Raw genomic sequence first — 19,724 nt, 5'->3', positions numbered from 1 at the left:
GTCAGGTGTCGGCCCCGACCTCGATGAGCGCGCGGCCGACGATCTTGCCCTCGCTCAGCAGCCGGTAGGCCAGGTCGGCCTGCTCCAAGGGGAAGCGTCGGCTGATCAGTGATCCCGGGTCGAGGAGTCCGTCGGCGACGAGCCGCCCGAGATGCGCCAGGTCCTGGCGGGGACGGCCGCCGAAGGAACCGCAGACCTGGATCTTGCGACGGACGAGCCGGGTGATCTCGATCTCCGCCGTCCTGCCGACGGGCGCGATCCCGATCATCACGCAGCGACCACCGTCGGCGGCCATCTCCGTGGCCTGCCGGAAGGTGCTGGGCTGCCCGATGGCTTCGAGCACGAGGTCGGCGCCGCCCCCGGTGATGTCCCGGACGGCGTCCACCGGATCCGCTTCCGCCGCGTTGACCACCTCGGTGGCCCCGAGGCGCAGGGCGGTCCGCAGCCGGTCGTCGGCCACGTCGACCGCCACGACACGGCCGGCGCCCAACGCCTTGGCGAGGGCGACCGTGCTGAGGCCGACGCCTCCCGCCCCCACCACGGCCAGGGAAGATCCCCGCTGGAGTCCGCCGACGTGCACGAGGGCTCCGTACGCCGTGAGAAAGGCGCAGCCGAGGATCGCCGAGTCCTTCAGGTGTGCCCCGGCGGGGATGGGGGCCGCGGCGAGCGCGGGCATCACGGCGTACTCGGCGAGGCCGGCCATGGAGTACATCCAGACCGGGTCCCCGTGGACGTCGTACAGCCGCGTGGTTCCGTCGTAGAGGGTCCCGTTCAGGCGGTTGTGCGCGAAGAACGGCTCGCACAGTTCCTCGCGGCCCGAAGCGCACATCGTGCACGTCCCGCAGGGCATGATGAAGGCCCCGACGACGCTCTGGCCCTGTTCGATGTGCTCGACGCCGGCTCCGACGGCCGCGACTGTCCCGGACACCTCGTGCCCGAGCACCGCGGGAAAGGGGAAGGCCACCGAACCGTCCTGCACATGGAGGTCCGTGTGGCAGACACCGCAGGCGGCGATGCGCACGAGGATCTCCCCCGGGCCCGGCCGCGGGTCACGCAGGTCCCCGACCTCGAAGGATCCGGAGGGGGCTCGGACAACGGCGGCTCTCATCTTGCGTCCTCTCCGAAGGTGGTTCGCTGCACGGCACCTCGTGGCCGGGCGATGGCTCTGGGCGACGACTCACCAGCATGGTGGGCGGCAGACACCCGAGGCAGACACAATCTGTGCAGGAAAGCGCCAACACGATGCATAATCCGTGCAACGCCTCCCCTCACCCTCGGCACCAAAGAGGTCAGACATGGCTCTGTCAGTAGCAGCCGCCCTGCAGCTGGAGGTGTTCAGTCGCACGACCGTGCGCGTCTACGCGGGCGAGGAGAACCTCAGCCATACGGTCCGCTGGGTCCACCCGGTGGAGATCCCCGACATCGCCCAGTTCCTGACCGGCGGCGAGCTGCTGCTAACGGCCGGCCTGGGCGTCGGCCGCACCTCAAGCGAGCAGCGGCGCTACATCCGCGAGGTCAGCGCAGCCGGTGCCGCCGCGCTTGTCATCGAACTCAGCGGTCGCGCTTTCACCACCATGCCCGCGGCTCTGGTGGACGAGGCCAGGCAGCTCGGCTTTCCGCTCATCGGTCTGGCCGACGAACTGCCCTTTGTCGAAGTGTCCGCCCAGGTGCACGAGTTGATCGTGGACGAGAGGAACTCCGATCTCGTCGCGTTCGAGCGCCTCAACGCGGACTTCATCCAGCTCCTGCTGGCCAGCCGCAGTCATGTCTCCTTCGCCGAGGCGCTCGCCCATCATGTCGGCTCACCCGTGGTGCTCGAGGACACCGACCACCGGGTCGTCGCGTACGCGGGCGGCACGGCCGGGACCGACCTGCTGACGAAGAACTGGGGCCTGCACGCGCGGATGGCCCACCGCGCGGACGCTCCCGGCGGACAGCACAACAAGTCCTCGATGGTCCAGTCCCACGACGAGCCGGGATGCACCCGGCGCATGATCGTGCTGCGCGGCGAGGCATGGGGCTGGATCCACGTCTTCCACGGCGAGGGCGAGCTGCCCGGCGTCCATGCCTACGCCATGGACCGTGCCGCTGACGCGATCGCCATCGCACTGCTCGGCGACCGGGAGAGCGGCGCACGGGCGTCCCAGCGGCAGAGCTCCCTCGTCAACCGGCTGCTGCTCGGAGACATCACGGGTGAGCAGTTCGTCGACCGGGCCCTGAGGGTGGGCCGCGACCTGCGTGACCGGCCTCTCGCCGTGGTCGTACTGTGCAAGGAGCCCGACTCGGACGTGGCGGAAGCGATGCTGGAGTCGGCGCTGAAATCCCTCAAGACCCCGGCCGTCATGGCCGACATCGGCGAGTACGTCCTCGCCATCGTCGGCCTGACCGGTCAGCTGTCCGCAGCGCAGCTCACCGAGCGCCTCGACCAGTGCGGAGCCCGGGCCGGCGTCAGCCGCAGCGGTCCGGCCGCACAGCTCACGGACGCGGCACGCCAGGCCCGTACGGCGGCCTCCGTTGCGGCCACCCGTGACAGGCCCACCGCCCTGCACTTCGACCGGCTCGGCGTCCTGCGACTGCTCGTCGCCCTGGCCGAAGGACCGGAGCTGACGCGCTACATCGACGACGAGCTCGGACCGCTCCTGCGCCACGACGCGACCGAAACGAATCCCCTCCTGCCAACGCTCCGGGCCTACCTCGCCGCAGACGGAAACAAGTCACGTGCGGCCGACACCCTGTTCGTCCAGCGCCGCACGCTCTACTACCGCATCGAACGACTGAACGGTCTGCTCGGCAGGTCGGTGGACGATCCCGAGGTTCGCGGAAGCCTCTCCCTCGCTCTCCAGGCTCTGGAACTCATGGAGTCCACACAACAGCTGCCGCCCCCCGCCCCGCGTAAGCCGATCATCTAGCGGGTCCGCAGCGAACGCTCAGGCATGGTCTCCCCCGACGCTTGGCCTTGTCGTCACCTACCGGTCGACAGGACCGGAGCAATGCGTGCAATGACGGCTCCTGTTTCTGCACAGAGTGTGTCTGTCCTGCCCAGGTGCGCGGAACCCATCCTGGTGCCGTCGTCAAACCCAGAGTGAGCCTTTCTCCGCTCACCAGGAGCCGGCCCTTCGACAGGGTGCCTTCCCCGTCGTCATCGCGGAACCAGGGAGTTTCTGGCCTATGTCGCGTGTCCTCAAGCAAGCTCAGGGCGCTGTCCCCGCCGGTGGCGCCGACCCCGCCGTGGCGGACATCGTCGCCGCTGTCATCAGCGACGTCCGCGCGGGTGGCGACGGAGCGGTGCGCCGATACTCCGCACAGTTCGACGACTGGTCGCCCGTGTCCTTCCGGCTCTCGGAGCAGGAGATCTCCAAGATCGTCTCGACCGTGCCGGACACCGTGCTGGACGACCTTCGCTTCGCCCAGCGGCAGGTCCAGGGCTTCGCACAGGCCCAGCGCGACTCCATCCGGGACTTCGAGGTCGAAACCCTCGACGGGGTCTTCCTCGGCCAGCGCAACTTGCCGGTCGATGCGTCCGGCGCATACGTCCCCGGCGGGCGCTACCCCCTCACCGCCTCCGCCCACATGACGGTCCTGACCGCGAAGGTCGCGGGCGTGGGCAGGGTCGCCGCCACCACTCCGCCGAGTCAGGGCGCCCCGCCGCCGATCAGCGTGGCCGCTATGCATCTCGCGGGCGCGGACGAGATCTACGTGCTCGGCGGCGTCCAGGCCGTCGCCGCTCTCGCCCTGGGTACCGAGACCATCGCCCCGGTCAACATCCTGACCGGCCCGGGCAACGCCTACGTCGCCGAGGCCAAGCGCCAGCTGTTCGGCGAGGTCGGCATCGACCTGTTCGCCGGCCCGACCGAGACGCTGATCGTCGCCGACGATCACGCCGACCCGTTCACGGTCGCCGTCGACCTGCTCAGCCAGGCGGAACACGGGCCGGACTCCCCGTGCGTCCTGATCACCACGTCGGAGACCGTCGGCCGCGCCACACTGCGGCACGTCGAGGAGCTGCTGCCCGGCATGCCGACGGGCAAGGTCGCCGCGGCGGCTTGGCGGGGCTACGGCGAGGTGCACGTCGCCGAATCACTCGATGAAGCGTTTGCTCTCGCCGACGCGTACGCCTCCGAGCACGTGCAGATCCTCACCGAGAATCCGCGGCGGGCCCTGGCATCGATGAGCAACTTCGGCGCCCTCTTCCTCGGCGAGCGCACCTGCGTCCCCTACGGCGACAAGCTCATCGGCACCAACCATGTCCTGCCCACCAGGGGCGCGGCCCGGTACACCGGCGGCCTGTGGGTCGGCAAATTCCTCAAGACGGTCACATACCAGGAGGTCCGTGAGGACCTCAGCTCCGCGCAGCTCGGCAAGATCTGCGGCCGGTTGTCGCGGCTGGAGCAATTCGAAGGCCACGCCCGCTCCGGAGATCTGCGCGCGGCCCGATTCGCCGGAGCCGAACTGCCCTGGGCCGAGATGCCGATCCGGCCCCAGTCCCCATGCCCATGACCCGCGCCCACCCTCCCCGTCCCGGCAACACAAGGAACGCACCATGACCAACACCAACGCGTCCTCCCCCGGCTGTTCCCGGCGTAGATTTCTAGGGCTCGCAGCCGCCGCTTCTGCCGTGCCGGGCATCAGCGCCTGTGGATCCCTCCTCGGATCCGGCGCCTCGGACGAACTGAAGTTCTGGGACATGCCTTGGGGGACCAACACCTATAACGACATGTCCAAGAAGATCGTTGCCTCGTACAAGCCCGCCAAGGGGCCCTCGGCCACCTACCAGAGCATCCAGTGGGCCAACCTCAGCCAGACGTTCGTCTCGGCGATCGCCTCCGACACGAACCCTGCGGTGAGCACGGGCAGCGGCTTCCAGGCGTTCCAGTTTGCCGAGCAGGGTGCCATCGCGTACGCCGACAACCTCATCGAGACGATGAAGAAGAGCGGCCTCTACGACGACTTCCTGCCCGGAACGATCGACGGGATGAAGACCGACAAGGGCTACGTCGCCGTTCCCTGGGAGCTCGACGCACATGTGTGGTGGTACAACAAGGCCCTGCTGGAGGAGGCCGGCGCGAAGGTACCGACAGACTGGGACGGGCTCCTGACCACCGGGAAAGCACTCAAGAAGATTGGCGTGTACGGCTTCTCCACCGGTGCCGGCGCCGGCAACTCCCTCGCCTACGAGACACCCATGAGCATGATCATCGGCAACGGCGGCGGCCTGTTCGACCCGGACGGCAACCTGGATGTCCTCAATCCGCGCAACATCGAGGCGATCGAGTTCATCAAGCAGCTCGTCGGTGAGGGCATCGTCGACCCGGCATCGGTGGGCTACACCAACGACAACCAGTACGCCCAGTGGAAGAAGAAGCGCTACGGCCTCGGCAACGAGCAGAGCGGCCTCGCGGACAACGTCGGCGGAGACGTGGCGAAGGACCTCGCGGTGATGAGCCCGCTCACCGGACCGCACGGCGACAAGGCCACGCTCGTGGTCGAGAACAACGTCATGATGTACAAGAACACGCCTTCCCGGGAGGGCAGCGAGGCCCTGCTGCTCCACTGGCTGCAGAACATCCACCAGTTCTGGGGCCAGTCCCTGGTCAACGGTCTTCCCGTGCTCAAGTCCATCGCCGAGTCGCCCGCGTTCAAGAAGCGGCGGAACTACGTGAAGATGGTCGAGGAGTACCAGCCCATCGGCACCTCGTACGCCGCGCGCGGCAAGACCGTCGGTCCGGCACAGGCCAAGATGGACGGCAACAGCGCCATGTACCAGTTCGGGCAGGCCGTCCTGTCCGGCAAGACCGACGCCACGGCGGTTCTGACGACTCTGTCGAACGCCCTGACGACTCTCCTGAAGTAGGCGCTCATGGCTCCTTCAACGACAACAACCGCGGCATCGCCCGCGCGCACCGCGCCGCACAGCCCCCCGACGAACACCGGCACACCGCGCAAGGCCGCCCGCAACTCATCGGGACACCCGCAGAACCAGCAGGCGAAATCGAGGCGCCGGACCCTCGTGGTACTGGTGCTGCCCTCTGTGCTGCTGCTCCTGCTCATCAACGCGTATCCGCTGGTCTACGCCACCTTCCAGTCCCTGCGCAACGGAACACTCATCAACACCGGCGACTTCGTCGGGCTGGACAACTACACGTCGGTACTGACCGATCCCGCCTTCTGGGAAGCGGTCAGGTTCACCGCGGTGTTCACCGCCCTTGCCGTCCTGGGCAGTTGGGCGGTAGGGCTCGCTCTCGCCCTGGTCCTGCGCTCGGACTTCCCCGGACGCGGCGTGTTCAAGATTCTCCTCATGCTGCCGTGGGTCGTGCCCGTCGTCGTCTCGGCCATGTCGTGGAACCAGCTGCTCACCACCCCCCAGAGCCTCGTTCCGCGGGTCTTCGACCTGCTCGGGCTGGGGTCACCGCTGCTCCTGGCCGACCCCGCACTCGCGAAGGTCACCATCATCCTCTTCGAGGTGTGGCTCAACTTCCCGTTCATGATGCTGATGATCAGCGGCGCGCTGGCCTCGGTCGACCACTCCGTCTACGAGGCGGCACGGATGGACGGCGCGTCGAGCCGCCAGCAGTTCTTCCACATCACGCTGCCGCTGATCGCGCGCCCGACATACATCTCGTGGATCCTCATGACGATCTTCATCGTCAATGACTTCCCCACGGTCTATCTGCTCACCGGCGGCGGTCCCGAGAGTTCGACGACCACGCTGGTGGTACTGGCCTACAGGGCCGTGTTCCAGAACTTCCAGGTCGGTCAAGGCGTGGCCATCGCGTTCCTGATGAGCTTCGCCTTGGTCGTCATCTCCACCGTCCTGTACCGGCAGGTCAGAAAGGCTCATGTGTGATGAGCGTCATCAGCGACCCGGTCACCCACGGCATACGTCGCGGCCGCAGTCGCACACCGAACTCCCCCAAGTGTCACGGCCGTTGGTGGCGCTTCGCCTTCATGCTCGCCTTCACGGCGGTCGCCCTCGTTCCTGTCGGTATCGTCTTCTTTCTCGCTCTGCGCCCGGGGGCACGGTCCCGGAACACGAGCTCATTCACCTTCGAGAACTTCAGCCACGTCTTCACCACCGATCAGACCCTGCAGTGGCTGGCCAACAGTCTCGTCGTCACGCTGGCGACGGTCGTGGTATCGGTCGCGGTCGGCGCCCCGGCCGGCTACGTCCTCTCCCGGGGACGCAGCAAGGCGGTCTCGGCGTATTCCCTGCTTCTCTTCGTGGTGCAGGCACTTCCGGTCATCACAGCGGTGATCCCGCTGTTCATCCTGTTCGCCAAGCTCCGGCTGGTCGACGGCCTGCTCGGGCTCTGCATCATCTACGTGGGCGCTTCGGTGTCCGTGGCCACCTGGATGATGGCGGCATACATGGACTCGATCCCCGTCGCGCTGGAACAGGCGGCCTGGATCGACGGCTGCTCCACCTTCGGCGCCTTCGTCCGCATCGTGCTGCGCAACTCGCTGCCCGGGATCCTCTCCACGGCGATCTACACGTTCCTCGTCTCCTGGAACGACTACCTGGTCGCACTGGTCTTCATCCGCACACAGGGCAAGTACACCCTTCCCGTCGGCCTCTCCTCGTTCTTCCAGCAGAACGTGGTCGACTGGGGGCAGGTCATGGCGCTGGCGATCATCATGATGGCGCCGCCGGTGCTGCTCTTCACCGTTCTCAACAAGTACTTCAGCATCGGCGGGATCGGAGGATCGCTCGCCGGTCAGTAACGAGCAGAACCTGCAGCAGTCCGTGAACCAGTCCACGTGGGATCCGGCGCCGGTGCGCCGGCGCATCGCCGAGCGGCTGGTGCCGCAGACCGACCCGGACGCCTGTGGTGGCCGTCGCAGCGACGGTCTCAACGGCTTCGTCGCCACTGGAGCGGAATTCGCTACGGCCCATCTCCGGGCCGTACCCAGGAGAAACGACGGCCTTCCCGGTTCGCCCCCTTGAGCGTGCTGCGGTTATGGCTTCCGGTCGCTCGTCACGATCCGATCCCCTGGGGGCGCGGCGAGGTCGGCGGCGGTCCAGGCCATCGCGATGGCGCCGTCGAGGACGGCGCGGTCGGCGGCCGGTGTGACGCACGCGGCGGTGAACTCGGGCTGGTGGTTGACCGCAGGTGCGCAGTCCAGTCCGAGCATGGGATGGATGGTGGGCACGACGTGGGACACGTTGCCCATGTCAGTAGCGGCTCCAACGGCCGCGCCGCCGGGCAGGTCCGGGAAGGTTCGGCCGACGGCCTCGGCGTTGGCCCGGTACAGCGCCAGGAGCCGGGCGTCGGGGCGCATATCGGCGTAGTCGGGGCCGAGCGGGGCGATCGACAGCTCGCATCCGGTGGCGAGTGCCCCGGCTTCGAAGCAGCGCTGTACCCGTGCTGCGAGAGGCGGGAGGGCCTCCACGGTGTCCGAGCGGACGATCCATCGGCCTCGGCTGGCGCCCGGGATGATGTTCGCTGCGCTGCCGGCTTCAGTGACGATGCCCTGGATGCGGTCCGTGCTTGTCGTCTGCTGGCGCATCAGTCCGATGGCCACCTGGGCGACGGTCATGGCGTCGGCGGCGTTGACACCGCGTTCGGGGTAGGCGCCGGCGTGTGCCGGTGTGCCGCGGTAGGACACGTCGAACATGGAGACGGCCGAGCCGGGCATGGCTTCCATCTCGACGGCCGCGGGATGCACCATCATGGCGGCGTCCAGCCCATCGAAGGCTCCGGCTTCGAGCATCAGAACCTTGCCGCCGCCGCCTTCCTCGGCCGGAGTTCCCAGCACGGTGACCTTCATTCCGAGGTCGTCGGCAAGGCCGGCCAACCCGAGGCCCGTACCCACCGCGGCGGCGGCGATCACGTTGTGTCCGCAGGCATGGCCGATCTCCGGCAGCGCGTCGTACTCCGCGCAGACGGCGATGTGCAGCGGTCCGGAGCCCACGGTGGCGCGGACCGCGGTGGGCAGGCCGTAGCAGCCGTGTTCGACCTCGAATCCGGCTTCGCTCAGGTGCTGGGCGACCCAGTCACTGGCACGGACCTCCTGGAAGGCCAGTTCCGGGTGGGCGTGGATCCGGTGGGACAGATCCACCAGGCCACGTTCGGCCGTCCGGATCCGCCGCTCGATGATGCTTTTGGGATTCATCGGTGGGGTCCTCCCGACGCGGGCCACGCGGCGATGTGCACGGAGGCCGGGCGGGTGGCGGCGTCATAGGCCGCGGTTGCCCCCGTGGCGCCCATGCCGCTGTCGCCGGCCGGTTCGTAGAGGCGTTCGGGACCACCGCCCTGCCACTGGTTGACCCAGACGACGCCTGCGGGGATCTGAGCGGCTGCGGCTATGTGGTCGGGGTCGTTGGTGTAGACCGTCGCGGCGAGGCCGAAGCGAGACCGGGAGGCGTGCTCGAGGCCCTCCTCGAAGGAGGAGACGACCACAACGGGGGCGAGCGGGCCGAAGGTCTCCTCGTTCATGACCAGCATCGACTCGTCGACGTCGGCCAGGACCGTGGCCGGGTAGAAGAAACCCTTGCCGTCCGGCTCGACTCCTCCCGCGCGGATCGTCGCACCCCGCGCGACCGCGTCCGCGACGTGCCTCCGAACGATGTCTCGCTGACGCTCGTCGACCAGTGGGCCCATCATGACTCCCTCGTCGTGACCGTCGCCCATGGTGTACGTCTGGGCCGCCTGCACCAAGGCGTCAGTGAACTCGTCGGCGATGTCCTGATGCACGTAGATGCGTTCCATGGACGTGCAGATCTGGCCGGTGTTGAGGAAGGCGCCCATCGCGACGGCCGCCGCCGTCGTGGCGGGGTCGACTCCCGAGTCGATGACGACGGGGTCCTTTCCGCCGAGTTCGAGCACCGCGCGGTGCAGCAGCCGGCCGGTACCCGCGCCGACCTTGCGGCCCGCCTCGACAGATCCGGTGAAGTGCACCAGCTGGATCTGCTCATGCTCGGCCAGGGGTACTCCAGCACGCGCGTCGCCGAGGACCAGGTTCACCACCCCCGACGGCAGGTTCAGCAGCTCGAAGAGCCGTACGGTCGACAGCGGGGAGCGTTCCGAGGGCTTGACGACGACGGTGTTTCCGGCCGCCAGCAGCGGACCGAGTGCGCCGAGGACCATGGGGACCGGGAAGTTCCACGGCGTGATCACCGCGGTGGCCCCCAGCGGGCGACGTAGGATCCTTGTCGCGCTGCCGTCCGGGTGGCTGACTGTCTCCTCGAAGCCGTAGGACAGCGCCTGGGCCGCCGACACCTTGAGGCCGGCCACCGCACCGTCGATGAAGGTGCGGCCGACCCCGGTCGGCTGGCCCATCTCCCGGCACTCGAGTTCGGCGAGTTCCTCGGCGTGCTCGGCGATGGTGACAGCCCATGCCGAGATACGCGCGACGCGATCGGCCACGGGCAGGGCCGCCCATCCGGGCTGTGCCCGCAGCGCCGCGGCCACCGCGCGGTCGACGTCGGCCCGGGAACCGCCAGGGGCGCGGGCGACGACGTCCTCGGTCGCGGGATTGACGACATCAAGCAGCGCATCATCCAGGGAGTCCTCCCAGATGCCGCCGATCAGGTTTTGCAAGGTCTTCATCGGGGCGATCTCCTCCGTGCTGACAGACCGGGAAGCATGGCAGTGGCACAGCCCGCTGGAATCGGTCGGGCAAACGTCGCCGTGTCAGGCGATCCGGTCGGCCATGAGCTCACCGGCCATGATCGTGGCGAGGTTGGTATTGGCGCGGGGCACGGAGGGAAAGACCGAGGCGTCGACCACGTGCAGGCCATCCACGCCGAGGACGCGGCACTCGCTGTCCACGACCGTGCCGGGGGCGCCGGCCGCGCCCATGCGGCAGGTGCTGGTGCCGTGCTGCGCGTCCACCACCATGGCCAGCAGGTAGTCGTCGAGTCCGCTGTCGCTCTCCAACACACTGAACAGAGCCTCGTTCTCCTTCTCGAGCGAGCCAGCCGTGATCTCCGCGGCCTCGGGCCGGCGCGCCAGGTCGACCAGCGCCCGCACACCGTGGCGCATGCGGGCGAGGTCCCGCTCGTCGGACAGCATCCGCTGCCGCACCAGCGGCTGGTCGGAGGGGTCGGCCGAGACCAGCGTCAGCACACCGCGGGAGTGGTTCTGGTTCAGCCAGACCCCGAAGGCTCCCGAACTGGTGCCGGTCGAGGCACTGGCCATGGCCAGCACGTTCTGGTTGAGCGAGACGAACATCAAGTCGTTTCGCGGTGCGCTGGAGCCGCTGGTCCATCGGACGCAGACGTTGGTGTGCCGGTCGTGCGGCGTCTTGACCGCTGCCGCATCCGTCAGCGGGATCGACACCAGAGCCATCGGGTGGTCCTGCATGCCGCGCCCCACCGGAAGGTCGTGGCGCACGTCGATGCCCAAAAAGCGCAGGTGTGCCGCGGGGCCGACGCCCGAGCGCAGGAGGATCGCCGGGGAATGGATCACACCGGCACTGAGGACCACCGTGTCGGCATGCTCGGTCAGCACCTGCCCGTCGACGAGCAGCCGGACTCCAACTGCCCGGTCCCCGGCGAAGACCACCTGATCCACCAGGACATCTCCGCGGATGCTGAGCGTGCTCAGCTCCCGGGCCGCCTGCAGGTACGCGTCGTTGACCGTCACCCGCCGACCGCCACGCGAGTTGATCGGGTATGGCGAAACGCCAGTCGCCGAAGGCGCATTGACGTCCGGGGCCCAGCCGAACCCGGCGGCGAGAGCGGAGCGGGCCAGCGCGGTGTCAACACCTCCCCACTGGTCCTGCGGCATCCGGTGGATCGGCGTCGGCCCACCGCGGCCGTGGTGCGGCTCGTCCCCGAACTCCGCGTCGTCCTCCAGCTTTGCGAAGTAGGGCAGGACGTCCTCCGGCGACCAACCCGAACAGCCGAGGGCCGTCCAGTCCTCGAAGTCCACCATCGGCGGCCGGATAGCTATCTGTCCGTTGATCGACGAGCTGCCACCGACCCCCCGACCGCGCCAGTACGGCGCCTGCTGCTGTCTGTCGGTGCGCGAAGATGTCAGCCCCGTCCAGAGCAGCCCCTCGGTGGCTGTGGGGTCCATCAGCGCGACCACAGGGTTGGGCGAACGCCATGCCTCGTGCATCTGCTCCGACCGGTAGTCCGGGCCGGCCTCCAGCAGCAGGACCCGCTTGCCCTTCTCCGCCGAGCGAACCGCGAACGCGGCCCCCGCGGACCCGGCCCCCACCACGATGACGTCCCAGCCGCCGCTCGTCATATCTCGTCTCCCGCCGTAGGGTGATCGGTCGTGGCTTCGATGGCCCGCAAACTTGCCTGATACTGTCCAGCCCCCTCATCGATTCAGTCAAGACTGAACGTTCACTTTCTTCTGACTATTGGGAGGACCTTCGTGCCCCAGGCGGCCGAGGGCATCAACCCCGACGCCCACGACGCACTCGTCGAAGAGTTCGGTATGCACGTCGGCCGGGCGATGGGCTGGCCACCGATGGCCGGCCGGGCAGCCGGCCTGTTGATGCTGCGCGAGAGGCCGATGACCCTTGCCGAACTCCAGGACGCCCTCGATGCGAGCAAGGGGTCGGTCTCGGAGATGACACGCCTGCTCATAGCCAACGGCACCGTGGAGCGCTCCAAGGAAGCAGGACAGCGGCATTTCGTCTACCGCTGGAGGGACGACGCCTGGGTCGGTTGCCTTCAGCACATCGTCGCTTCGACTACGCAACTGCGCGAGCTTGCCGAACACGCCCTGGCGCTAGGCGCTGGGATGACGCCCGTGCAGCAGCAACGGCTCAGCGAGATGCAGGAGTACTACCACTTCATGGTGGGCCGTCTCGAGTCGCTGCTGTCGGAGTACACCGCCACGCGGGAGTCTCGTAGGGCACAGCCATAACAGCCGATCCACCGAGGATGCCTCCTCAGGACAGCCTCACAGGCGTTTCAGTCCTCAGAGAGGGTTCGTGAGTTGATGTCCGTTTCAAAGTGAGGTTGGGGCAAGGCTGCTGGTCACGGAGCTGGTCGGCTATTGCTGCCGGGCGAAATAGCCGGTGTCGATCTCGGTGAGTATGCCGAGCTTGACGAGGCGTTTCAGCTTGGCGCGGGTACCTTCGATGTTCTTGGGCAGCAGTTCGGAGTCGAGGGTTTCGCAGACGTCGCGGGCCTGCAGCGGTGCCCTTGCCGAGAAGGTCATCCGTGCAAGTCACGCACCTGTCCCGGTCGGAAATACGATTCCGTCTCTGGCCTGCAGCTTCTCCGCTCTGGGCAGCGGCCTGCACGGCGCCTGGGATGATCTCCCGATGCCACGGTCGATCGTCACCGCGTTGGTCCGGAACCTGATCAAGGTGCCCGCTGCCGTGCTGCGCAACCGCGGCCAAGGATGCGGAGGTCTTGGCGTTGCGGCACGCGGCTCTCGTGGGTCGATCGTGCCGTGCTCTCCGCTCTCGCGCGGCACCTGCCATCCGCCTTGCGTCGTCATCGTCTGGTCACCCCGGGCACGCTGCTGAACTGGCACCGCCGTCTGGTGCGCTGGAAATGGCGCTAGACCCCCACCGGCCCCGGCCGGCCACCGCTGGCGGAAGAGATTGCGGCGCTCATCCAGCGCCTGGCGCGAGAGAATCCCACCTGGGGATACATCAGGATCCAAGGTGAGCTGCGACGGCTTGGTCATCGGGTGGACGCCGCCACCGTCCGGCGCGTTGTGCGCCGCTCCGGTCTACCGTTCTTCGTCATGGAGATCGCCACCCGGCGCGTCCATGTCCTGGGTGTCACCGCCCGCCCCACCGGCGCAGGGGTCACCCAACTCGCCCGCAATCTGCTCTTGGACCTGGGCGACAGAGCCGGGTGCTTCCGGTTCCCCATCCGCGACCGGGACAGCAAGTTCACCGCCGCCTTCGACGCCATCTTCGCCGAAAACGGCACAGCAAGTACCACACCGCGCCACCCCGACCGCTTCACCTTCCACAGGAAATACCCAGCTCAGCAGCCTGATCGGAATATTGACACCCTTCAGGCACCCGAACTCGCGAACGGTGCACGCGGCTTCCGGCTGCGGATGGCTGTGATCGACCGCGAGACCGAGGTTGCGCTCGGCATGACACGCGACCGCTACGGCCGCACCGTCCACGCAGGCGCCGCGGCAGCATGGCTCTGCCCGTGATCCGTCGGATGGAACTCAGGGGTGCATGACGATCTTTCCCACGTGCTCCCTGCGGGAGAGTTCTTCCTGGGCCTGAGCGGCCTGGTCCAGTGGGAAGGTCGCCGCGATGACGGGCTGGACCTCTGCCCTACGAGCCAGGTCCATGAGGAGGTCGAAGTGTGTGGGCGTGTGCATCGCGGACCCGATGACCTGGGCGTTGTGCAGGTAGAGACGGCGCACGTCAAAGGTCACGTCGTAGCCACCGAGTGCGCCGGCGATGACCCACCGGCCCCCTTCGCGCAGCAGCGGCAGCCCCTCGCTGACCAGTTCGCCGGCCACGACGTCGAGTGCGACGTCGATGCCCTCCGGGGCGGCAGTGCGGATCTGCTCGGCGAGGTCTCCTGCGCGGTCGATGACTTCGTGCGCGCCTGCTTCGCGCACCGCATCGATCTTGGGTCCGCTACTGATGGCGAGCACCCTTGCGCCGCGCGCACGGGCGATCTGCACCAGCGCGAGGCCGACGCCGCCGGACGCTCCCGAGACCAGGGCGGTTTCCCCCTTCTGCAGCCGGCCTCGCTCGATCATGCCCAGCGCCGTGCCGTAGGCGGTCGGCAACGTCGCGAGCTGGTCGTCCGTGAGCGGCGATTCCGTCACGTCATGTACACGCTCCACCGGCGCCGTCACGTACTCGGCGTATCCCCCGTCGCGTTCACTCCCCATCAGGCCCACCGGGTGGGCGTCCGGCCCTTCGGTGTCGTAGATCGCGGGGTCGACGACCACTCGGCGTCCGACGAGGCTCCCCTCCACTCCGGTCCCGACGGCCACGACGCGGCCGGCCACGTCGGCGCCCTGGATGCGCGGGAAGTCGATCGGGCCGCGCCAGCCCGACATCGCCTTCGGGTCTCCCGGACGGCCGTAGGCGCCCTCCCGAGTCCACAGGTCGGTGTTGTTCAGCGCTACTGCGCTGACCTGGACCAGTACCTCTCCCGCCCGCGGGGCAGGGACGGCGACCTCCGTCAGCTCAAGAACCTCCGGTCCTCCGTGCCCTGTGATTCGCACCGCTCGCATGAACTGGGACGCACTCATCGCTTGAACCTCCTCGCAGGTATACTGATCTGTGAACCTCTCCCACCGTACACCGATCAGTGAAGGGGCCCGCAGTGCAGGAAGCGCGGCCTATGACGCCGGCCGGCCGCCGCATCGTGGCGGCCGCAGAGGAGTTGTTCTACAACCGCGGAATCACAGCGGTCGGCGTGGATCTGATTGCTGAGCGCTCAGGGGTAACCAAGCGGACCCTGTACAACCAGTTCGGTTCGAAAGACCACCTCGTGGCGACTTATCTCACGGGCCGCGACCAGCGCTGGCGGTCACTCGTCCGTGCCGCCGTCGACGCCAGCGACACTCCCGCCGAGGCCGTCACCGCACCCTTCGAGGCACTGCGGACCTGGAGCGAAACCAACACCCGCGGATGCGCCTTCATCAACGCACTCGCCGAAATCCCGGACCCCTCACATCCCGCACACCGCATCGCCGCGAACCAGAAGCTCTGGCTGCTGAACCTGTTCAAGGAACTCGCCACCACAGCGGGCTGCTCGCACCCGGCCACCCTCGCCACCCAACTCCTCGTGCTGCACGAGGGCGCTGTCGCCACGCAACCCCTCCCGCTCGACAGCCTTCCGGAGAGCACCGACCTGGCACGAGCCCTGGTTCAAGCCAGCACATCGCCCCGCCACTAGAGCGTTTTCGACAAGGTGCTGCCGTTCGGCCACGCTGGGCGGCGCCCGGTGCCTGCGATCGCAAGACGGAGGATCGTAACGCCTGCGGAGCAGGCGGTGGGTTCAGCCTGCCAGCTGCTGCAGCCATTCGCGCAGCAGAGCCGTCTCCGTGTCTCGCAGAGGCACCCCGGCGCCCGCAGCCGGGGGCCCGGTGGTGAGCGCGGTGTGAAGTGCGGCATCGAGGGCGAGTGCGCGCGAGGCCAGGTCCGACCCGGACGAGGCGGGCGAGTCCGTGGTGACCGAGGCGATGACGGTGTCCCGCAGCCGTGCCGAAGTGGTCAGGTCCCGCTCCGAGGACTCTTCGCCGATCAGCGCCAGCGTGGCACCCGTTGTCGCCGCGTGGATGACGCGGGTCGCCTGCTCCACCGGAACCCGAAGGCGCCCGGCGTCGGCCGCCCGGCCCAGCAGTCTCACCAGCAGGGCGTGCGCCTCGTCCGCGGCCGGGGGCCGCCGCCCGGGCCGCACAGTGCCGTACATGAGCATGTAGAACGCGGGGTGCTGCACTCCGAAGTCGACGTGCAGGTCCCAGCCGCGGTAGAGGTCGGCCACCGGGTCGTCGGGGGTCAGCGCCAGTGCCTCGCGTTTCTCGGCCAGGTACATCTCGAATCCGTAGGCGGCCAGCTCGGCCAGGAGTCCGTCCTTGTCGTCGAACATCCGGTAGAGCGCGGGGGCCGTGATGCCCGCGGCTGCGGCGACAGCGCGTGTGGAGACCGCCTCGCTGCCGCCCTCCTCCAAAAGCTTGGCGGCCACCTGCAGCACCTGGCGCCGCGCGGCGCGTCGTCCCTCGTCCATGGAACAACGATATCCCATTTTGCGTAGCGTCGCTCTATCAGTGGTACGGTCAAAAGCGGAACGGCGATCCATGCTGATGGTGGCCGACGCTGCCCGCGATACCCGGGCATGCGCCGCACCCCGGCCGGGGCCGTCGGTCCCCACGCGTGGAGCAGTGCGGCCGACCGCCGCAGCGCGCGGCTCGTCGTCCGCCGGCACCACCACCGAACACGCCGCCATCGCGGCAGGAGAGGAACACCCATGTCCGATATCTCGATCGTCATCGCGTCGCATTCCGGCTACGGCCACACCGCGCAGATCGCCACGGCCGTGGCCGACGGCGCGCGCTCCGTCGCCGGGACGCAGGTCCACCGCGTGGATGTCGCCTCCCTCAGCGACGCCGACTGGGAACTGATGGACGCCGCGGACGCCATCATCTTCGGCACCCCCACCTACATGGGCACCGCGTCGGGGGCGTTCCACGCCTTCGCCGAGGCCAGCAGCAAGCGGTGGATGACCCGCGCCTGGAGCGACAAGCTCGCGGCGGGATTCACCAACTCCGGCTCCATGAGCGGCGACAAGCTGCACACCCTGCAGTACCTGGCGCTCCTGGCGGCCCAGCACGGAATGCTCTGGGTGAGCCTGAACCTCCTGCCGGGCTGGAACACCACCACATCCAGCCCCCAGGACGACAACCGCCTCGGCTTCTACCTCGGCGCCGGCGCACAAAGCTTCAACGACACCCCCGCCGTCCACGACGCAGACCTGAACACCGCCCGCCACCTCGGCCGACGCGTCGCCGAGCACACCCGCATCCACCGCGCCGGACTGACCGCCGCAACGCACTGACACAACGGTCCGCCAAAAAACACCTTTCAGTTTCTTTCAGAGGAGTGCGTCATGCAGCACCGGACACTCGGAAACCAGGGCCTTGAGGTCTCGGGGATCGGCTACGGCGCGATGGGCCTGACGATGGCCTACGGACCCACCGACGAGGAGGCCGGCGTCGCCGCCCTCCGCCGCGCCCACGACCTGGGCGTCACCTTCTTCGACACCGCCGAGATGTACGGCTGGGGCACCGGATCCAACGAGATCCTGGTCGGCAGGGCGGTCAGGGACTTCCGCGACGACGTGGTCCTGGCCACCAAGTTCGGTGTCGACATGTCCGTGCCTCCCGAGCAGATCGGCGGCCCTGTCAACAGCCGGCCCGACAACATCCGCAAGGTCGCCGACAACAGCCTGCGCTACCTCGGCGTGGAGCACATCGACGTCTTCTACCAGCACCGCGTCGACCCCGAGGTGCCCATCGAGGAGGTCGCGGGCACCGTCAAGGAGCTGATCCACGCGGGCAAGGTGAAGTACTTCGGCCTCAGCGAGGCCGGACCCGAGACGATCCGCAAGGCGCACGCCGTGCAGCCGGTCTCCGTCCTGCAGACCGAGTACTCCCTGTTCGAACGGGACGTCGAGCAGCTCTTCCCCACCCTGGACGAACTCGGCATCGGCTTCGTCGCCTACTCCCCCCTCGGCCGCGGGTTCATCACCGGCACCGCCAAGCCCGCCGGCCAGTACGAAGCCACCGACATACGCACCGTCGACCCGCGCTGGCAGCCGGGCAACTTCGAGAAGAACGTCGAAGCCGTGGGCAAGCTCGCCGAGCTCGCGGCGACCAAGGGTGCCACCGTCTCCCAGCTAGCCCTGGCCTGGCTCCTGACCCGGGGCGAGCACATCGTGCCGATCCCCGGCACCCGCAGCCCGAAGCGCATCGAGGAAAACACCGGCGCCGCCGACCTCACCCTTACCGACGCCGATCTCAAGGCCATCGACGAGATCCTGCCTCAGGGCGGCTTCGGCGCCCGCTACACCGAGGGGCACGTGCCCACCTGGATCTGAGATCCACCCCGGGACAGATGCCACTCAGGTCGGCTCCAGTGAGGGTGTGACCGAGATACGCGCCAAAGGGGCAACGAGATGATCTTGAATCCCTGATGCGCTCGGACTCACCTGCGACGGCGGGCGGCGGGGCCGCGTTCGGCGACGTGCCGGGCGACCGCGTCGACGCCGGCGCGGGCGTACCGCTCCAGGGAGCGGACGGAGGCGTGGCGGGAGCGGGCCAGCAGCATCGGGGTGGATGTGCCGCCCTCAGCGTCATGTGTCAGGGCACTGTGGCGGAGCCTGTGCAGTGTCCGGCCGTCCAGGTCCTCGATGTCCTCGGGTGAGGCGAGCGGATTGGCCAGCAGCCGGGTGTTCTCTTCGAAGATCTCCTCGTCGCGGCGGTAGGAGAGCCGGGCCCGGCCGGTCTCCGGGCACACGTCGAGCGTCGGCGTTCCGGCCGGCGCCTTGCGGTCGGTGAGGAACAGCGGGCCGCGGGTACGGCGGGCGATCAGACGGGGCAGGAGCTGGGCGGTGCCGGACTGCCAGTGAATCCACTCGGTCGCCCCACCCTTGGCGGTGATCCTGCCGCGCTTGTCCGCCGGGTACAGGTCTTCCACGTTCAGGCACAGCACCTCGTCGGCCCGTGCGGCGGACTCGTAGAGCATCTTCCACTGCGTCTTCTCCCGCAGGGCCACGTCCAGCCGCCACAGGGCGGCGATCTGGTTCTCGGCCAGGGCCTTGGTGCAGTCCGGCGGGGCTGGCCGCCACTCGATCCCGATCGTCGGATCGGAGCCGATCCAGCCCTGGCGCTGCCGCCAGCCGATCGCCTTGCGCGCGATGGACAGCTCCCGGTTGACGGTGTCGGCGTCCATCTCGTCCGCCCGCGCCGCCGCCAGCTCCGCCAGGACCTCCGGCAGCGCCGGGTCGTCGATCGCAGCGACGGGGAAGACGGGCGGCTTCGCGCCCCGGCGGGCGGGTCCGGTGGGCGCCGGTTCGCCGGCGAGCATCCAGCCCCACGTCGTCAGCGAGATCCGGTAGATCCGCGCGGAGGACTTCGCGAAGCCCGCGCCGGTGAGACACCACTCGACCGCCGCGGTGTACGACGACGGCGGGGCGGACAAAGGCACCACCCGGGCGCGCGGTAGCCGGAGCGCGCCCCCGCTCCCGAGTTCGGTCACTAGTTCGATCGCCACACCGTCCCGCCCTTCCGGCTCTGCCGCAGTAAATGCGTACACCTCAC

19 protein-coding genes are annotated in these 19,724 nt (G+C 68.5%); 11 read left to right on the top strand and 8 right to left on the bottom strand.

What is annotated here, in order from left to right; genetic code table 11:
* Position 1: 1 nt before the first annotated feature.
* Complete coding sequence (locus tag J5X86_RS45490; protein WP_208522495.1) at positions 2-1,108, bottom strand: zinc-binding dehydrogenase; 1,107 nt, start codon at positions 1,106-1,108, stop codon at positions 2-4.
* A 187-nt stretch (positions 1,109-1,295) separates the two neighbouring features.
* Between J5X86_RS45490 and J5X86_RS45485 the strand changes: the two genes are divergently transcribed.
* From J5X86_RS45485 to J5X86_RS52260, 6 genes are all read left to right on the top strand, one after another.
* Complete coding sequence (locus tag J5X86_RS45485) at positions 1,296-2,909, top strand: PucR family transcriptional regulator (protein ID WP_208522494.1); 1,614 nt, start codon at positions 1,296-1,298, stop codon at positions 2,907-2,909.
* A 259-nt stretch (positions 2,910-3,168) separates the two neighbouring features.
* A complete protein-coding gene (gene hisD, locus J5X86_RS45480) occupies positions 3,169-4,497 on the top strand; it encodes a histidinol dehydrogenase (RefSeq protein WP_208522493.1) in 1,329 nt (442 codons plus the stop codon).
* 43 nt (positions 4,498-4,540) lie between these two features.
* Complete coding sequence (locus J5X86_RS45475; RefSeq protein WP_208522492.1) at positions 4,541-5,851, top strand: ABC transporter substrate-binding protein; 1,311 nt, start codon at positions 4,541-4,543, stop codon at positions 5,849-5,851.
* A gap of 6 nt (positions 5,852-5,857) precedes the next feature.
* Positions 5,858-6,844, top strand: coding sequence for a carbohydrate ABC transporter permease (locus J5X86_RS45470; protein ID WP_208522491.1), 987 nt, complete (start codon positions 5,858-5,860; stop codon positions 6,842-6,844).
* Positions 6,844-7,719, top strand: coding sequence for a carbohydrate ABC transporter permease (locus tag J5X86_RS45465; RefSeq protein ID WP_208522490.1), 876 nt, complete (start codon positions 6,844-6,846; stop codon positions 7,717-7,719). The genes J5X86_RS45470 and J5X86_RS45465 overlap by 1 nt, the downstream gene beginning before the upstream one ends.
* Positions 7,720-7,741: 22 nt before the next feature.
* Positions 7,742-7,942 carry a hypothetical protein gene (locus J5X86_RS52260; RefSeq protein WP_279595776.1) on the top strand — a complete coding sequence of 67 codons (201 nt, stop codon included), beginning with the start codon at positions 7,742-7,744 and terminating at the stop codon, positions 7,940-7,942.
* Between the two features lie 11 nt (positions 7,943-7,953).
* Here the strand turns inward: J5X86_RS52260 and J5X86_RS45455 are convergent, their stop codons facing one another.
* From J5X86_RS45455 to J5X86_RS45445, 3 genes are all read right to left on the bottom strand, one after another.
* Positions 7,954-9,111 carry a M20 family metallopeptidase gene (locus J5X86_RS45455; RefSeq protein WP_208522489.1) on the bottom strand — a complete coding sequence of 386 codons (1,158 nt, stop codon included), beginning with the start codon at positions 9,109-9,111 and terminating at the stop codon, positions 7,954-7,956.
* Positions 9,108-10,547 carry an aldehyde dehydrogenase gene (locus J5X86_RS45450; RefSeq protein WP_208522488.1) on the bottom strand — a complete coding sequence of 480 codons (1,440 nt, stop codon included), beginning with the start codon at positions 10,545-10,547 and terminating at the stop codon, positions 9,108-9,110. The genes J5X86_RS45455 and J5X86_RS45450 overlap by 4 nt, the downstream gene beginning before the upstream one ends.
* 84 nt (positions 10,548-10,631) lie before the next feature.
* Complete coding sequence (locus J5X86_RS45445; RefSeq protein ID WP_208522487.1) at positions 10,632-12,194, bottom strand: GMC family oxidoreductase; 1,563 nt, start codon at positions 12,192-12,194, stop codon at positions 10,632-10,634.
* Positions 12,195-12,326: 132 nt separating this feature from the next.
* Here J5X86_RS45445 and J5X86_RS45440 point away from each other — a divergent pair, with 132 nt between their 5' ends.
* A complete protein-coding gene (locus tag J5X86_RS45440) occupies positions 12,327-12,824 on the top strand; it encodes a GbsR/MarR family transcriptional regulator (protein ID WP_208522486.1) in 498 nt (165 codons plus the stop codon).
* A 129-nt stretch (positions 12,825-12,953) separates the two neighbouring features.
* On the opposite strand, the gene J5X86_RS45435 is transcribed toward J5X86_RS45440, so the two are convergent.
* The gene (locus J5X86_RS45435) at positions 12,954-13,121 is read right to left on the bottom strand and encodes a hypothetical protein (protein WP_208522510.1); all 168 of its coding nucleotides are present in this window, start codon (positions 13,119-13,121) and stop codon (positions 12,954-12,956) included.
* 537 nt (positions 13,122-13,658) lie between these two features.
* On the opposite strand from J5X86_RS45435, the gene J5X86_RS51505 reads away from it, so the two are divergent.
* The gene (locus J5X86_RS51505) at positions 13,659-14,087 is read left to right on the top strand and encodes a hypothetical protein (RefSeq protein ID WP_243983131.1); all 429 of its coding nucleotides are present in this window, start codon (positions 13,659-13,661) and stop codon (positions 14,085-14,087) included.
* A 15-nt stretch (positions 14,088-14,102) separates the two neighbouring features.
* Here J5X86_RS51505 and J5X86_RS45425 read toward each other — a convergent pair whose 3' ends face one another.
* Positions 14,103-15,152, bottom strand: a complete 1,050-nt coding sequence (locus tag J5X86_RS45425; protein ID WP_208522485.1) for a zinc-binding dehydrogenase — start codon at positions 15,150-15,152, stop codon at positions 14,103-14,105.
* A 92-nt stretch (positions 15,153-15,244) separates the two neighbouring features.
* Here J5X86_RS45425 and J5X86_RS45420 point away from each other — a divergent pair, with 92 nt between their 5' ends.
* Complete coding sequence (locus tag J5X86_RS45420; RefSeq protein ID WP_208522484.1) at positions 15,245-15,802, top strand: TetR/AcrR family transcriptional regulator; 558 nt, start codon at positions 15,245-15,247, stop codon at positions 15,800-15,802.
* 102 nt (positions 15,803-15,904) lie between these two features.
* Here the strand turns inward: J5X86_RS45420 and J5X86_RS45415 are convergent, their stop codons facing one another.
* Positions 15,905-16,633: a TetR/AcrR family transcriptional regulator gene (locus J5X86_RS45415; protein WP_208522483.1), complete on the bottom strand. Its 729-nt coding sequence runs from the start codon at positions 16,631-16,633 to the stop codon at positions 15,905-15,907.
* Between the two features lie 240 nt (positions 16,634-16,873).
* Between J5X86_RS45415 and J5X86_RS45410 the strand changes: the two genes are divergently transcribed.
* The gene (locus tag J5X86_RS45410) at positions 16,874-17,461 is read left to right on the top strand and encodes a flavodoxin family protein (protein ID WP_208522482.1); all 588 of its coding nucleotides are present in this window, start codon (positions 16,874-16,876) and stop codon (positions 17,459-17,461) included.
* A gap of 51 nt (positions 17,462-17,512) precedes the next feature.
* On the top strand, positions 17,513-18,502 hold the full coding sequence (locus tag J5X86_RS45405) for an aldo/keto reductase (protein ID WP_208522481.1): 990 nt from the start codon (positions 17,513-17,515) through the stop codon (positions 18,500-18,502).
* Positions 18,503-18,609: 107 nt separating this feature from the next.
* Here the strand turns inward: J5X86_RS45405 and J5X86_RS51500 are convergent, their stop codons facing one another.
* Positions 18,610-19,677, bottom strand: coding sequence for a tyrosine-type recombinase/integrase (locus J5X86_RS51500; protein ID WP_308124931.1), 1,068 nt, complete (start codon positions 19,675-19,677; stop codon positions 18,610-18,612).
* Positions 19,678-19,724 lie beyond the last annotated feature (47 nt).

Origin of the sequence: Streptomyces sp. NEAU-YJ-81 (assembly GCF_017592595.1) — a bacterium.
GTDB classification, from domain to species: Bacteria; Actinomycetota; Actinomycetes; order Streptomycetales; family Streptomycetaceae; genus Streptomyces; species Streptomyces hygroscopicus_B.
Note: the sequence above shows the minus strand (reverse complement) of the source record. Positions and strands in the feature narration are given on the sequence as shown.

What these genes read in the sequence shown, in the direction of transcription:
- J5X86_RS45490 (WP_208522495.1), bottom strand. Translation starts at nt 1,108, where the DNA reads ATGAGAGCCGCCGTTGTCCGAGCCCCCTCCGGATCCTTCGAGGTCGGG.
- J5X86_RS45485 (WP_208522494.1), top strand. Translation starts at nt 1,296, where the DNA reads ATGGCTCTGTCAGTAGCAGCCGCCCTGCAGCTGGAGGTGTTCAGTCGC.
- hisD (WP_208522493.1), top strand. Translation starts at nt 3,169, where the DNA reads ATGTCGCGTGTCCTCAAGCAAGCTCAGGGCGCTGTCCCCGCCGGTGGC.
- J5X86_RS45475 (WP_208522492.1), top strand. Translation starts at nt 4,541, where the DNA reads ATGACCAACACCAACGCGTCCTCCCCCGGCTGTTCCCGGCGTAGATTT.
- J5X86_RS45470 (WP_208522491.1), top strand. Translation starts at nt 5,858, where the DNA reads ATGGCTCCTTCAACGACAACAACCGCGGCATCGCCCGCGCGCACCGCG.
- J5X86_RS45465 (WP_208522490.1), top strand. Translation starts at nt 6,844, where the DNA reads ATGAGCGTCATCAGCGACCCGGTCACCCACGGCATACGTCGCGGCCGC.
- J5X86_RS45455 (WP_208522489.1), bottom strand. Translation starts at nt 9,111, where the DNA reads ATGAATCCCAAAAGCATCATCGAGCGGCGGATCCGGACGGCCGAACGT.
- J5X86_RS45450 (WP_208522488.1), bottom strand. Translation starts at nt 10,547, where the DNA reads ATGAAGACCTTGCAAAACCTGATCGGCGGCATCTGGGAGGACTCCCTG.
- J5X86_RS45445 (WP_208522487.1), bottom strand. Translation starts at nt 12,194, where the DNA reads ATGACGAGCGGCGGCTGGGACGTCATCGTGGTGGGGGCCGGGTCCGCG.
- J5X86_RS45435 (WP_208522510.1), bottom strand. Translation starts at nt 13,121, where the DNA reads ATGACCTTCTCGGCAAGGGCACCGCTGCAGGCCCGCGACGTCTGCGAA.
- J5X86_RS51505 (WP_243983131.1), top strand. Translation starts at nt 13,659, where the DNA reads ATGGAGATCGCCACCCGGCGCGTCCATGTCCTGGGTGTCACCGCCCGC.
- J5X86_RS45425 (WP_208522485.1), bottom strand. Translation starts at nt 15,152, where the DNA reads ATGAGTGCGTCCCAGTTCATGCGAGCGGTGCGAATCACAGGGCACGGA.
- J5X86_RS45420 (WP_208522484.1), top strand. Translation starts at nt 15,245, where the DNA reads ATGACGCCGGCCGGCCGCCGCATCGTGGCGGCCGCAGAGGAGTTGTTC.
- J5X86_RS45415 (WP_208522483.1), bottom strand. Translation starts at nt 16,633, where the DNA reads ATGGACGAGGGACGACGCGCCGCGCGGCGCCAGGTGCTGCAGGTGGCC.
- J5X86_RS45410 (WP_208522482.1), top strand. Translation starts at nt 16,874, where the DNA reads ATGTCCGATATCTCGATCGTCATCGCGTCGCATTCCGGCTACGGCCAC.
- J5X86_RS45405 (WP_208522481.1), top strand. Translation starts at nt 17,513, where the DNA reads ATGCAGCACCGGACACTCGGAAACCAGGGCCTTGAGGTCTCGGGGATC.